The sequence below is a fragment of the Bacillus sp. NP157 genome, assembly GCA_018889975.1.
Classification (GTDB): domain Bacteria; phylum Pseudomonadota; class Gammaproteobacteria; order Xanthomonadales; family Rhodanobacteraceae; genus Luteibacter.
Genome location: CP076546.1, coordinates 4382641 through 4395848 on the forward strand (window position 1 = coordinate 4382641; position 13208 = coordinate 4395848).

Annotated in this window: 18 protein-coding genes; 9 read left to right on the top strand and 9 right to left on the bottom strand. The window is 67.2% G+C overall.

What is annotated here, in order from left to right; all coding sequences use genetic code 11:
- The first annotated feature begins 20 nt into the window (after positions 1-20).
- Together KPL74_19805 and KPL74_19810 are read left to right on the top strand one after the other, a co-directional pair.
- Positions 21-782, top strand: coding sequence for an NRDE family protein (locus KPL74_19805; GenBank protein ID QWT19981.1), 762 nt, complete (start codon positions 21-23; stop codon positions 780-782).
- 196 nt (positions 783-978) lie between these two features.
- Positions 979-1773 (top strand): SDR family oxidoreductase, encoded by a 795-nt coding sequence (locus KPL74_19810; protein QWT19982.1) that lies wholly within the window; start codon positions 979-981, stop codon positions 1771-1773.
- Between the two features lie 429 nt (positions 1774-2202).
- Here KPL74_19810 and KPL74_19815 read toward each other — a convergent pair whose 3' ends face one another.
- From KPL74_19815 to KPL74_19830, 4 genes are all read right to left on the bottom strand, one after another.
- Complete coding sequence (locus tag KPL74_19815) at positions 2203-2340, bottom strand: hypothetical protein (GenBank protein QWT19983.1); 138 nt, start codon at positions 2338-2340, stop codon at positions 2203-2205.
- A gap of 235 nt (positions 2341-2575) precedes the next feature.
- Positions 2576-2968 (bottom strand): YchJ family protein, encoded by a 393-nt coding sequence (locus KPL74_19820; protein ID QWT19984.1) that lies wholly within the window; start codon positions 2966-2968, stop codon positions 2576-2578.
- Positions 2969-3031: 63 nt separating this feature from the next.
- Positions 3032-3601, bottom strand: a complete 570-nt coding sequence (locus KPL74_19825; GenBank protein QWT19985.1) for a hypothetical protein — start codon at positions 3599-3601, stop codon at positions 3032-3034.
- A 103-nt stretch (positions 3602-3704) separates the two neighbouring features.
- A complete protein-coding gene (locus tag KPL74_19830; GenBank protein QWT19986.1) occupies positions 3705-4235 on the bottom strand; it encodes a lipocalin family protein in 531 nt (176 codons plus the stop codon).
- An 81-nt stretch (positions 4236-4316) separates the two neighbouring features.
- Between KPL74_19830 and KPL74_19835 the strand changes: the two genes are divergently transcribed.
- Positions 4317-4820 (top strand): hypothetical protein, encoded by a 504-nt coding sequence (locus KPL74_19835; protein QWT19987.1) that lies wholly within the window; start codon positions 4317-4319, stop codon positions 4818-4820.
- 24 nt (positions 4821-4844) lie between these two features.
- Here the strand turns inward: KPL74_19835 and KPL74_19840 are convergent, their stop codons facing one another.
- Both KPL74_19840 and dinG read right to left on the bottom strand, forming a co-directional pair.
- A complete protein-coding gene (locus KPL74_19840; GenBank protein QWT19988.1) occupies positions 4845-5372 on the bottom strand; it encodes a HutD family protein in 528 nt (175 codons plus the stop codon).
- On the bottom strand, positions 5369-7465 hold the full coding sequence (gene dinG, locus KPL74_19845; GenBank protein ID QWT19989.1) for an ATP-dependent DNA helicase DinG: 2097 nt from the start codon (positions 7463-7465) through the stop codon (positions 5369-5371). Before dinG ends, KPL74_19840 begins: the two co-directional genes overlap by 4 nt.
- A gap of 99 nt (positions 7466-7564) precedes the next feature.
- Between dinG and KPL74_19850 the strand changes: the two genes are divergently transcribed.
- Together KPL74_19850 and KPL74_19855 are read left to right on the top strand one after the other, a co-directional pair.
- Positions 7565-8056 carry a hypothetical protein gene (locus KPL74_19850; protein QWT19990.1) on the top strand — a complete coding sequence of 164 codons (492 nt, stop codon included), beginning with the start codon at positions 7565-7567 and terminating at the stop codon, positions 8054-8056.
- Positions 8057-8127: 71 nt separating this feature from the next.
- Entirely contained in the window at positions 8128-8439 is a 312-nt protein-coding gene (locus tag KPL74_19855; GenBank protein QWT19991.1) for a DUF5076 domain-containing protein, read from the top strand.
- A gap of 46 nt (positions 8440-8485) precedes the next feature.
- Here KPL74_19855 and KPL74_19860 read toward each other — a convergent pair whose 3' ends face one another.
- Both KPL74_19860 and KPL74_19865 read right to left on the bottom strand, forming a co-directional pair.
- The gene (locus KPL74_19860; GenBank protein QWT19992.1) at positions 8486-8764 is read right to left on the bottom strand and encodes a DUF2188 domain-containing protein; all 279 of its coding nucleotides are present in this window, start codon (positions 8762-8764) and stop codon (positions 8486-8488) included.
- A gap of 88 nt (positions 8765-8852) precedes the next feature.
- A complete protein-coding gene (locus tag KPL74_19865) occupies positions 8853-9341 on the bottom strand; it encodes a DUF1993 domain-containing protein (protein QWT19993.1) in 489 nt (162 codons plus the stop codon).
- A 118-nt stretch (positions 9342-9459) separates the two neighbouring features.
- On the opposite strand from KPL74_19865, the gene KPL74_19870 reads away from it, so the two are divergent.
- A complete protein-coding gene (locus KPL74_19870) occupies positions 9460-10407 on the top strand; it encodes an ABC transporter ATP-binding protein (GenBank protein ID QWT19994.1) in 948 nt (315 codons plus the stop codon).
- Positions 10404-11165: an ABC transporter permease gene (locus KPL74_19875; protein QWT19995.1), complete on the top strand. Its 762-nt coding sequence runs from the start codon at positions 10404-10406 to the stop codon at positions 11163-11165. Before KPL74_19870 ends, KPL74_19875 begins: the two co-directional genes overlap by 4 nt.
- 129 nt (positions 11166-11294) lie before the next feature.
- Here KPL74_19875 and KPL74_19880 read toward each other — a convergent pair whose 3' ends face one another.
- Positions 11295-11801, bottom strand: coding sequence for a DUF1993 domain-containing protein (locus KPL74_19880; GenBank protein QWT19996.1), 507 nt, complete (start codon positions 11799-11801; stop codon positions 11295-11297).
- 99 nt (positions 11802-11900) lie between these two features.
- On the opposite strand from KPL74_19880, the gene KPL74_19885 reads away from it, so the two are divergent.
- Both KPL74_19885 and KPL74_19890 read left to right on the top strand, forming a co-directional pair.
- Positions 11901-12518, top strand: a complete 618-nt coding sequence (locus KPL74_19885) for an FUSC family protein (GenBank protein QWT19997.1) — start codon at positions 11901-11903, stop codon at positions 12516-12518.
- Complete coding sequence (locus tag KPL74_19890; GenBank protein ID QWT19998.1) at positions 12499-13194, top strand: VIT family protein; 696 nt, start codon at positions 12499-12501, stop codon at positions 13192-13194. The genes KPL74_19885 and KPL74_19890 overlap by 20 nt, the downstream gene beginning before the upstream one ends.
- Positions 13195-13208 lie beyond the last annotated feature (14 nt).

The following is a 13208-nucleotide window of genomic DNA, read 5'->3' on the forward strand; positions in this document are numbered from 1 at the left end:
TCCCCGCGCCCGTGGTTCCCATGTGCCTGATCGCCTTTGCCTGGCGCGTGCATCCGCGCTGGCGCCTCGTCCTGCTCGGTAACCGCGACGAATTCCACGCCCGACCCACGGCGCCACTGGCGTATTGGGACGAAGCACCGCAGGTCGCCGCGGGTCGCGATCTTGAGGCTGGGGGCACCTGGGCCGGTGTCGCGCCGAATGGACGGGCGAGCATCATCACCAACGTGCGCGACCTCACGGCAGACCACAGCGGGCTATCCCGCGGCCTGCTGGTCGCCGACTACCTTGGCGCGAACCTGCCTGCCGCCGTGCACGCGCAGGAACTGGCCGCCACCGCCAGGGACTACCGTCCGTTCAACCTGCTGACCTTCGACCACGACAGCGCGTTCTATCTGGGCAACCACCCCGAGCCCCGCTCGGAACAGGTCACCGACGGCATCCACGGCCTGTCCAACGCGGACTTCAACGCCCCCTGGCCGAAGACCCGGGCACTGGTCCATCGTCTCGAAGCGTGGGTCGAAGACCGCCGCGAGGACACCGACGCGCTGTTCGCGATGCTCTCCGACCAGGGCCGCTGGCCGGACGACCTGCTGCCGGACACCGGCATCGGCATCGAGCGCGAACGCTTCCTCTCCAGCGCCTTTATCGCCGGCGAAAACTACGGCACCCGCGCCAGCACCGTCATCCTCGTCGGCCACGACGACGCCACCACCATCATCGAACGCCGCTTCGGCCCCAACGGCACCCCCACGGGCGAAACCACCCTCACTCTCCCCCTGTAGGAGCGCGCCCGCGCGCGACCACATCCTCAGTCTCCCCCCCCTTGTAGGAGCGCGCCTGCGCGCGACCCCACCCCCCGACGCGTCCCCACCCCCCATCCTTCCCGCTACGGCAAAAGTCTTTCGCCCCGGTGACGATTGATCCAAGCCCCGCCAGCCCCGACGATGGTGGAATCCACTTTCCCATCGGAGCACCTCCATGAAGATCGACCTTTCCAAGCGCAGCGCCATCGTCACCGGTTCGACCGCCGGCATCGGCCTGGCGATCGCCCAGGGCCTGGCTGCCGCCGGCGCCAGCGTCGTCATCACCGGCCGCACCCAGGCCCGCGTCGATGCGGCCATCGCCGAGATCGGCAAGCACGTCCCGGGAGCGAAGCTGACGGGCGTCGCCGCCGACCTCGGTAGCGTCGAAGGCGCCGCCGCCCTGATCAAGGCCGTGCCCAGCACCGACATCCTCGTCAACAACCTCGGCATCTTCGAGCCGAAGGGTTTCTTCGACATCACGGACGAAGAGTGGTCGCGCTTCTTCGAGGTGAACGTGAACTCGGGCGTACGCCTGTCGCGCCACTACGCGAAGGGCATGGCCGATCGTGGCTGGGGCCGCGTGCAGTTCATCTCCAGCGAATCGGCCCTGCAGATCCCGGCCGAGATGGTTCACTACGGCATGACCAAGACCGCCCAGCTCGCCGTGTCGCGCGGCCTCGCCGAGACCCTGTCCGGCACGGGCGTCACCGTCAACGCGGTGCTGCCGGGCCCGACCCTCTCCGAGGGCGTGGGTGAGTTCTTCAACAAGATCGCGAAGGACCAGGGCAAGTCGCTGGAAGAAGTCGAGAAGGACTTCATCAGCACCCACCGCCCGACCTCGCTGATCGAGCGCCTGCTCACCGTCGAAGAGGTCGCCAACATGTCGGTCTACCTCGCCTCCGAACAGGCCAGCGGCACCACCGGTGCAGCGGTCCGCGTCGACGGCGGCGTCGCCCGCCAGGTCGTCTGACGAGCGGCCCCTTGTAGGAGCGCGCCTGCGCGCGACCGATGGTGATGCCTCGACAACGGGGCAAGCCGGGTGAATACCATTCGCGCGCAGGCGCGCTCCTACAAAAGTTTTAGACTACGGATCGCAGGCAAAGGGAGGGGGCATGTTCGTCGAGGTACGCGGGCACCTGTCAGGCGTCGTCCTGCTCTATGCCCTGGCGATGGCCGCGGTGATCCTTCTCGGCGTGGCCGCGCACTGGATACTCCGCGCCGGCCTGTCCCGTGCGTCGGTCGACATGGGTGCGCCGGATCGCCACGGTCGCCGCCACGAGTTGTACGCGTTTCGCGCAACGCTGGGCGTGCATCCGGTTCCCGAAGGCTACCTGCGCTACGTCGTGCGCGCGATCTGGATCCTGCACGTCGTCGCGTTCGTCGGCATCTGTGGCTGGTTCTACATCGCCAACTCGGCGAACTGCACGAGCGACGTTTTCGATGACTGCCAGTGGCAGCCGTGGAACAAGAGCGCGGGCTTCTGGTTTGCGTTCGCCGCGTTCGTGATCTTCGGTGCCGCATCCCAGTTCGGCAGCATGATGGTGTTGCGTGCCGGCCCGCGTGTGGTCGAGTCCGCCGATCGATTCGACCGGCGCCGTTTCGACCTCGCGCTACGCATGCTCTATCGCGACGGCCTGCTGGATTCGGATCCCGTCGCCCGTCGGCTCCGCGATGCATGCCGCTGGTGCATCGTCGCCGGGGTGCTGGATGTCCTCGGCTGGGTGGTCTACGGTTACCTGCAGTCGTACATCACCGCGACCGCACCGGTATGCTCAGTCGACGTCACCGTCCATGTAATACCAGCGGCCGCCCTCGCGAACGAAGCGGCTGACCTCGTGCATCTTGTGCGCGCTTGCCCCGCCGAAACGCACACGCGCGACGAACTCGACGATGGCCGTGTCCGGGGTGGGATTCTCGTGGCGCTTCACCGTGAGACCCAGCCACGTCGGCTTCGGCGACTGGTCGCCCAGTTCCAGCGACACCGGTCGGGCCGACGGATGCCACGTCGCCAGCAGGTAGTCGGTCAGGCCCATGACGTAGGCGGTATAGCGCGAGCGCATCAGCGCCTCGGCCGTCGGAGCCGGTTCGCCGGCGTGCCACTTCCCGCAGCAGGCGGCGTATGCCTTGCCACTGTCGCAGGGGCAACCGTTGTCCTTCGTCGCCATCGTGCGTGCTCTATCTCGCTGGAAAGCGCCCATCGTAACCGCTAGGGCAGCGGCAGGCCGCGCTCACCTGTCGCTCTGCACCGCGGATACCGCCAGCAGGGCCTTGAGATAGGAAACCCCACGAAGGTCGAAGCGAGCGGCTTGCCGGTTCGCCAGCGTGGCATCTACGGCGGTGCCCGCTTCGAGTACACGGGCGAGTCGATCCTCGCCCGCGGCCGTGTCGGGCGCGTCGACGGCCACGCCATCCAGGCACTGCGTCGCCATCGACAACGTGGTCGCCGCGAATATGTATTCGCTTGTCCCGGCAACGGGGGCGGTTTGTCCGCACGCTCGCGGCGTGCCGGCGACGATGCCGTACGTGACGCCGCCCGTCGCCTGCGATGTCATGGCGACCAGTGTCGCCTCCGCATCGATGGCGCGCAGTTCATAGTGCCCGCGAACCCGCCGCCACGCGGACCGTGCCGAAGGCGGCCGTGGGGCTGCATCGAGCTGGGCGAAGGAAGCGTCCAGGGCCTGCGGGTGGCGTGCGGAAGCACTCGCCGGTGGCGGCGACTGCACGGGGTAGGTCTCTTGCGCCGCGATGCCTGCGGTCCATCCGGATGCCATGACGGCCAGCAACGTCGCGAAGCGCATGCTTCCTCCTTTTCGACGGCCCCAGTCTATGCGTGGCGGCGCCCGATTGCTGCGCTGGCCGTCCGGCGGTGCGATGCGCCGTTCGGTGACCTGGCCCCAGGGGTCACGGCCCCGGTCGATCCACGATCAATGCCGACAGGTCGTACCCCATCGCCACCGCCCGCGCCTTCAGGTCCTCGAACACGGCATCGTCCATCACGGGCGTGCGCGACAGGATCCACAGGTACTTCCGGCCGGGCTGGCCGACCATCGACCACTGGTAGTCCTCGTCCAGCGCGATCACCCAGTAATCCGCCCACACCGGCGGTAGCCAGCGCAGCCAGGGCGGCACGAAGGTGACTTCAAGCTTGCCGCGCGCGAATGCCTCCGGTCGTCGGGCGACGCCCTGGCTGGCGATCGGGCCTTCTGCGGTGTCGCAGCGGTTCTCGACGGTGACCGTGCCATCGATGTTCGGCGTGTAGTGGGCGGTGACGTTGCCCGTGCACTTGCGCTGGAAATACATGGGCAGGCGGGCGATCTCGTGCCACGCGCCCGCATAGCGCTCCAGGTCGAGGTCGGCGACGGCCGTGACGGGCGTGGAAGCGATACCGGGGTGGGCCATGGCCCGGGTCAGGGTCGCGAGGAGGTCGCGCATGGCGTCGGTTCCGTTAAAGCGAACGCCTTAAGATGCCGATATCTGGTGAATCCCGTTTAAATCGCGCCACCGGAACGCTCCATGGACCCCCTCGATACCTCGGCCAAACGCCCGCTGTTCACGCGACTCCGCGAACGGCTGGTGAGCCGGGGCACGGCCCATGTCGACGCCGCGGCGGGCGTGATCGTGGCCACGCCCGGCGGTTTCCGCATGCGCGAAGTGGCACTCTCGTCGGTCGCGCGCGTGGAGGCGGGTAACCGCGATACCCGTGCGGATGCGTGGGACAGCGTCTTCCTGTTCTTCCATATAGATGGCGAAGAGACGCTGGTGGTCTCCGAGCACGACAAGGGCTTCAAAGCGCTTGTTGCTGCGCTGCGCGAGGTGTTTCCCGGCATCGAAGGCTGGGAAGCGGCGATTCCGCCGGTGAAATTCCAGCTGACGTCGGTGGATTTGTGGCGGCGGGATGGGGTGGGGGAGGCGACGGGGGGAGTTGAAGGGGAGGACGAGCCGGAGCCGGAGCCGGAGCCGGAGCCGGAAACGGGATCGGGTTCAGGTTCGGGATCGGGGGATGACCGACCTGGGTGAGGTGGGTCGCGCGCGGGCGCGCTCCTACAGGGTGATTGCTACGGCTTGGGTGCCGGGGGGAAGGACCAGGCGGCGGGTGTCGAGCGCGGTGTCGCCTTGCGCCAGGGCGGCGCCATCGGCTTCGGCGGTGCCGCGGGCGATGTGGACGAGGGCGATGTCGGCGAACACGCCGGGGCCTTGCAGCACGTCGAGCCTTGCCGTGGCGACGCCACGCCGGACCATCAGGTTGAAATCGCGCGTGGCACCGCCCGCGAGTCGCACGTCGACCCTTGCTTCGCCCGGGAACGCGAACGGCACGCACGGCGTGGTCAGCGCATGCTCGCGATCACCGTCCAGCACCATCGTGAATCCCGCACCGTCGAGCAGCACGATGGTGCGGTCGATGCCGGGGAAGACGGAGAACGGCGACGCCGTGTCGACGTCGGCGATGCTGACCCGCCATGCGAAATCCTCCATCGATGCACCATGCGGCTCGACGGCGAGCTCGCGCGTGATGCCGAGGCCGTTCTTCCACGGCACGGCGACCAGGGCATCGAAAGGAATGATCGTCATGCGACGCGCTCGATCTCGCGGGCGAAGGGGGGCAGGGCGCGCAGCATGCCCGTGCCGTAGCGCTTGGTGATGACGCGGCGATCCAGCAGCACGATGCGACCGGTGTCGGTCTCGGTGCGGATCAGGCGCCCGCAGTACTGCGTGAGGATGCGCGTGGCGTCCGGCACGCTGACCTCGATGAACGGATTGCGTCCACGCGATTCCAGCCACTCGGCGTAGGTTGCGCCCACGGGATCGGTCGGCACCGCGAACGGCAGCTGGGTGACCACCACGGTTTCGCACAGCTTGCCCGGCAGGTCGAGGCCTTCGCCGAACGACGCGAGGCCGAAGATCGTGCTGCCCTTGCCGGCTTCGATGTCCGCGCAGTGTTCGGCGATCAGCTGGGCCTTCGCCAGCGAGCCCTGCGCACGCACCTTGCGCACGTGGTCGATCGGCAGCACCTGCAGCACGCGGTCGAGCTTCGCACGCGAGGTGAACAGCACGAGGTTGCCAGCGTCCCAATCCAGGTGTTTCGCCAGCCAGGCCGCGACTTCGCGCGGATGGCCTTCGCGATCGTCCGGCAGGGTGGTGAAGGCAGGCACTTCCAGCCGCGCCTGGCGTTCCAGGTCGAACGGCGAAGGCAGGCTGAGGGTCACGGCATCGTTGGGCAGGCCGACCGAATCGGCGAAGCCACGGAAGTTGCCACCCGCACTCAAGGTGGCCGAGGTCATCACCACGGCCGACGCGTTATCCCAGAGCACGTTGCGCAGCAGGCCACCCGCCGACACGGCGGAGGCATGGCAGACCAGCTGCTGTTCCGGCGTCATGCTCACCCAGCGGGCGAGCGGCGGACCGTTCTCGCGATCATCCGTGGACCACGCGTACCACGTGCGCACCTGGCGCTCGAGTCGTTCCAGCGCCATGCCGAGCTCACGCGACAGCGCTTCCTGCGTGGGGCCGCCCGCTTCCATCTCGACGACGGTGCGGCGCACCGTGCGCAGCCAACGCTGCACGTCGCGGGTCAGCACGTGCAGGTGCGACGCGTGGATCTTCCAGTTCTCCGGCAGCTGGCCGAGCGATGCGCGGAACACCGGCTCCAGCTCGCTCGACGACGGTGTCCACGACATGCGGATCTCGCGCTCGATCTCCTCCATCGCGTTGGACATCTCAAGCAGCTTCTCGTCGCCGGCTTCCAGCGAAAGATTGCCGATGCTTTCCTTGTCGGTGAGCGAATACGCGGCATGCACCTGGTTCTGCAGGCGGCCGATGCGACGCACGGCGCTGGCCAGGTGCACGTCGGCGGCGCCGCGGTCGATCGCCTTGGACGGTACGTGGTGGGCCTCGTCGAAGATGTAGAGCGTCTCTTCCGGCTTGGGCAGGATCACGCCGCCGAAGGTGTCTTCGTCGCGCGGCATGGTCAGGTCGGCGAGCACCAGGTCCTGGTTGGCGACGACGATGTCGGCTTCGCCGATCGCGCGGCGGGCGAGGAAAAACGGGCATACCGCGAACGCATTGCACTTGCGGCCGGTGCAGCCGCCGGCGCTGGTGGTGACCATGCCGCGCACCAGGTCGGACAACGGCTCCGGGCTGGTGTCGATGTCGCCGTTCCACTCGCGCGATTCGAAGGCCTTGCCGAGCTTCTCGATGGCCTTGGTGTCGCGCTCGGCCGGGGGGCGTGCCCACAGGGCCACGTCGGCGTCGAATTCGAAGCCACCCTGCGCGGACGGTTCGGCGCTGGCCATGCGCAGGTTGCGCGGGCACAGGTAGCGCGCGCGGCCCTTGGCCAGGGCGACCTTCGCTTCGACGCCGCAGAGCTTCATGAACTGGGGAATGTCGCGCTGGACCAGCTGCTCCTGCAGCGCCACGGTAGCCGTGGCGATCACCAGCTTCTTCTTCTGCGCCCGCGCGACCTCGAGCCCACCGATGAGGTAAGCCATGGATTTACCGGTGCCGGTCGGCGCTTCGATCACCGCCGCACCCGCTGGCTCGGCCAGGGCCTTGGCGACCTCGGCGATCATCTTCAGCTGGGAGGGGCGCCCACGGAAACCCGTCAGGCCGTCTTTCAGGCGCGCATAGGCGGCGCGGATCGCGGCTTTGGTTTCTTCGGTGAGCATAGCCCACCAAGGTTACCCTATTGGTGTCTCAAGGGCGCCCAGCGTACGGTTTAAACTCCGCGTGGGACACGGATATCCGGCGGCTGTGGGGACTGATGCATGAATGTGGGATTTCGCGTTGTCATGGCGGTATGCATTGCCGCCATCGGTACAGGATTACCTGCGGCGGATACCTCGCCTCCCGCATTCGACATCGACTTCAAACGGATCGAGTTTCCGGCCGGGCAACCCGGCCCGTCGCAGGCCAGCGAGGACGCTGAGGCCATCCTCGATGAGGAGGAAACGGCCGTGCTGTGGGAGCTCCGGACGGCCCTGCTTGAGCGCCATTTCCTCGGCGCTACCGTCACGGGTTATGCAGACGCGCATGAGTGCACCGGCGACGACTGTCGCGAACTGTCGCTACGTCGGGCGGCCCTGGTGCTGGCGTGGTTCCGCAAGCACGGCGTGCCCGATGCCCAACTGCGCGGGCCCGCCAGTGAATCGACCGATTTTCCGCTCAACCCGGGCGAGACCAGCGAAGACCGGGCGCGCAATCGACGCGTTCAGTTGCTCCCCTTCGTGGTGCCCGGCGTACTTCCCGGCGGACCTTAGCGGCCGGGCGGCCCCCATTCATGGATACTCTGCCGGACGACGGCGATTGCAAGCCCGGACCATGGAGACGCATGAAGCAGCAACCCATACCGCCCGCCGCCCTGGACGACGAGCATTCCCTCGAGATGATGCGCGTCTGGATCGCGAAGAAGGGGATGCATACGTCCCTGAACATCGGGATCTACGAAGGCCAGCCGAACCTGACCGAGGAGAAGGCATGGGGCATGCTTTTCGCCGACGCGGCACGCCATGTCGCCCATGCCCTGAGCGAGCGCTACGGTGCTCCCCACGGGCAAGTGCTCGCGGCGATCAGGGCGGCGATGGATGCTGAACTGGATAAGCCGACGACGAAACTCGACGGCGCCTTCCTGCGCCACAACTAGGCACCCGCCAGGCCGACCAACGGGCCGTGCCGGCGAGCCCGGAGGCTCAGCGCGCGTAAGACGATCCGGCGGCCCGGGGTGGGTCGGCGACCAGGCCGGCCACGACCCAGGTGTGCTCCTCCCAGCTGCCGTCCGCGTTCTGCACGTGGATGGCGACGGGCAGCCCGAGGCTGTCGGAGAGGCTGGGGGACAACGCCTCGGCCGCGCGGATGGCCTCGGCCTGGCTGGCGTACTGGCCCAGCGGGGTAGAGGCACGGCGGACGATCCACGGTCCCTGTGTCGATTCGCTGTACGGAATGAACAATTGGGCGGAGCTCGATGCCATGGGACCCTCGCTATCGGTGGGTTCGCTGCTGGAACCCACGCTACCCCGGATCGGCTAAAAAATTCATTAACCGTTGTTACGCAAGGATTTATGCCAGCCCGAGGTAATCCAGCTTGCCCAGGCCCACGCCGTTGTGGCGGAGGATGTCGTACGCCGTGGTGACGTGGAAATAGAAGTTGGGCAGGGCGAAGATCATCAGGTACTCATTCGCGCTGAAGGTGCGCTCGCTGGCGCCGAACTTGCGCGTGATGCTGCGCGTGGCGCCGGCTTCGATGGCCTCGGCGGGTACCGACTCGATCCACTTCACGGTGTCGTCGATGCGCTTGAGCAACTGCTCGATGGTGGTCTCTTCGTCCTTGAACGACGGGCCTTCCACCTCGGCGACGCGGGCGATGGCGAACTTGGCGGTGTCGCTGGCGCGCTGCACCTGGCCGGCCAGGTTGAACATGTCCGGTGCCAGTCGGGCTTCGACCAGGGCATCGCCACCGTGGTCCTTCGCCTTGGCGAGCAGTTCGGAGAGGACGCGGAAGCCGCGGACATAGGCAGCGGCGGAGGCTTCGTGCAGCGAGATGCTCATGGGGTGTCTCCCTGGGGTATCCGTCGATGGTGGGGCGGACAACGCGCGCGTTCAAGGCCGTGCGCGCGCCGATCCAAGGGACTACCATCACCCGCCACCCCGAAACGATTGGACCCCCATGTCCTCCACCGACCCGGCCAGCGACGCCATCGTCGCGGTTCGCGGCCTGTCCAAGGCCTACAAGAGCGGCTTCCAGGCGCTGAAACATGTCGACCTCGACATCCGTCGTGGCGAGATCTTCGCCTTGCTCGGCCCGAACGGCGCCGGCAAGACCACGCTGATCAGCATCATCTGCGGCATCGTCAACGCCAGCGGCGGCAGCGTCACCGTGGATGGACACGATATCGTCGGCAGCTTCCGTGCCGCGCGCTCGATCATCGGCCTGGTGCCGCAGGAGCTTTCCACCGACGCGTTCGAAACGGTGTGGGCGACGGTGAAGTTCAGCCGCGGCCTGTTCGGCAAGTCGCCCGATCCGGCCTACCTCGAAAAGATCCTGCGCGACCTGTCACTGTGGGACAAGCGCGATTCAAAGATCATGGCGTTGTCCGGCGGCATGAAGCGCCGCGTGCTGATCGCCAAGGCGCTGTCGCACGAACCGCGCGTGTTGTTCCTCGACGAGCCCACCGCGGGCGTCGACGTCGAGCTGCGCCACGACATGTGGGAGATGGTCCGCCAGCTGCGCGAATCGGGCGTCACCATCATCCTCACCACGCACTACATCGAAGAAGCCGAAGAGATGGCCGATCGCATCGGCGTCATCAATCGTGGCGAGCTGGTGCTGGTGGAAGACAAGCACACGCTGATGCGCAAGCTGGGCAAGAAGCAGCTGACCCTGTCGTTGCAATCGCCGTTGCAAGCCATGCCCGAGGGCCTGGGCCACTGGCCGCTGGAGCTGTCGCAGGACGGCCTGTGCCTGACCTATACGTTCGACACCCAGGGCGAGGATACGGGCATCGCCGAGTTGCTGAAGACACTCGGCGCGCTCGGCATCGACTTCAAGGACCTGCATTCCAGCGAGAGTTCGCTGGAAGACATCTTCGTCAGCCTGGTAAGGAAGAGCGCATGAACCTGCATGGTGTCCGCGCCATCTACCGATTCGAGATGGCCCGCACGTTCCGCACGCTGATGCAGAGCATCGCCTCGCCGGTGCTTTCCACCTCGCTGTACTTCGTGGTGTTCGGCGCGGCGATCGGCTCGCGCATGGGCGCCATCAACGGCGTGAGCTACGGGGCCTTCATCATCCCCGGCCTGATCATGCTGTCGCTTCTCAACGAAAGCATCTCCAACGCATCGTTCGGCATCTACATGCCGAAGTGGGCCGGCACGATCTACGAACTGCTGTCGGCACCGGTGAACTACGTCGAAGTGGTGCTCGGTTACGTCGGCGCGGCGGCGACCAAGTCGATGATCCTTGGTTTGCTGATCCTCGCCACGGCGCGCCTGTTCGTCGCCTACGAGATCCAGCACCCGTTCTGGATGCTGGGGTTCCTGCTGCTCACCGCGGTGACCTTCAGCCTGTTCGGTTTCATCATCGGCCTGTGGGCGGACGACTTCCAGAAGCTGCAGGTGGTGCCGCTGATGGTGATGACGCCGCTGACCTTCCTTGGTGGCAGCTTCTATTCGATCTCGATGCTGCCGCCGTTCTGGCAGAAGGTCACCCTGTTCAACCCGGTGGTGTACCTGGTCAACGGCTTCCGCTGGAGCTTCTACGGACAGGCCGACGTGAACGTCCTGGTCAGCGCCGGTGCGACGCTGGGCTTCATGTTCACCTGCCTGGCCATCGTCTGGTGGATCTTCCGCACAGGGTGGAAGCTCAAGAACTGACCTACCGACCGGCTGATTTGTAGGAGCGCGCCTGCGCGCGAAAAACCAACCGCGCGTTGATGACGGAACGGTTGGGCGCCGTGCCATCGCGCGCAGGCGCGCTCCTACAGGTCGATCGGGGTGGTTGCGTCAATGCTTGCCGACGAAATCGGCCTTGCCCAGCACCACGCCGACGCCGCGCAGGATCGCGTAGGTGGTCGTGCAGTGGAAATAGACGTTGGGTAGCACGAAGTCGAGCAGGTAAGCCTGGCCTTTGAAGGTCATTTCGCCGGAACGCATCTTCAGCACGATGGTGCGCTCTTCGCTGCCGTCGATCTGCGCGGGCGTAAAGCGCTCGAGCATGCCGAGCACGGTGTCGATGCGGGCCAGCAGCTGGTCGAAGGTGGCTTCGTTGTCTTCCATCTTCGGCGGCTCTTCGCCGGCGAGGCGGAAGGCGGCGCCCTTGGCCATGTCGGTGGCGATCTGCACCTGGCGGATCAGCGGGAACATGTCCGGGGTGATCCGCGTGTTGAGCAGCACTTCCTCGGCGATGTGGCGTTCCTTCGCGTGCTCGGCACCCTTCTTCACCACGGCGGAGAGATTGCGCAGCGCGCGGGCGAGGACGGGTACGGTGATCTGGTACATCGTGACGGACATGGATGGACTCGTTCGGGAGGGGTGGCCGGGGGCCGGGTCGGCGCGTATTGTGCGCGCCCGTTGGCGGCGCGTCGACGGCACGAACGGCTAGGATGGGCCATGAGCGAAACCGAACCCGGCAAGCCCGAGCGACGCGGTGCCCTTGAGCTGCTGCGGGTCCGTCGTGCGCAGCAGTTGCTCGACAATGTCTTCCGAAGGTTGCCGCTGGGCCCGCGCGTGCGGGTCGGCCTGTTCATGGCCTTCAAGTCGACGCTGGGCGCCGTCTTCGCCTATGGCGTCGGCTTCCTGCTGCATCCACCGGAAGCGTTCTGGGCGGCGATCAGTGCGATCGCCGTGACCCAGCCGCACTACGGCGACACGCGCGGGGCAGGTCGCGACCGCATCCTCGGCACGACCTTCGGTGGCATCGCCGGCGTGCTGGGCCTGTGGCTGGGCGATAGCGGCGACCTGCTCTCGTTCGCCGCCGCCCTGGCCGCTGTCACCGTGGCGTGCTGGACCGCGAACGTGGGTGCGGCGGCGCGCATCGGTGGGATCACCACGGCGATCGTCCTGCTCGTGCCGACCAGCGGCCCGCGCTGGGAGGTCGCCGCATGGCGCCTGGGCGAGGTGATCCTCGGCACGGCGTGTGCACTGGCGGTGGCGTGGCTGGTCTCGCGGCTGGAAGACTGGGTGGAACACAAAGAACAGGAGGAGACGCGTGATCCGAAAGCACCATGAACACCACCGGCTGGATCGCCTCGGCTGGCTACGCGCCTCCGTGCTCGGCGCGAACGACGGCATCCTGTCGACCGCCAGCCTGCTGGTCGGCGTCGCCTCGGCCGAAGCCGGCGTCGCGAACGTCATGGTCGCCGGCATCGCTGGGCTGGTGGCGGGCGCAATGTCGATGGGCGCCGGCGAATACGTCTCGGTGCGTTCGCAGGCCGACAGCGAACGCGCGGAACTGGAAGTGGAGTCGCGCGAACTGCGCGAGGATCCCACCGGCGAACACAGGGAACTGACCGAGATCTACGTGCGTCGTGGCCTGGATCGCGAACTCGCGCATCGCGTGGCGGGTGACCTGATGGCGCACGATGCCTTGGGTGCGCACGCGCGTGACGAGCTGGGCCTGTCGACCGTGACCTCGGCGCGGCCGTTGCAGGCCGCCGCGGCCTCGGCCGCGAGCTTCGCGCTGGGCGCGATCGTGCCGATCCTCGCCACGGCGATCTCGCCGCGCGAGCACATGGCCCAGGTCACCGTCGTGGTGTCCCTGCTGGCGCTGGCCGTGCTGGGCGCTGTCTCGGCGCGGCTGGCCGGTGCGCCGGTGTGGCGCGGCGTGGCTCGCATCCTCTGCTGGGGAGCGGCGGCCATGGCACTGACCGCACTGGTGGGCCGCCTGTTTGGCGTGGCGGCCTGAGTCGGGCGTGGCGG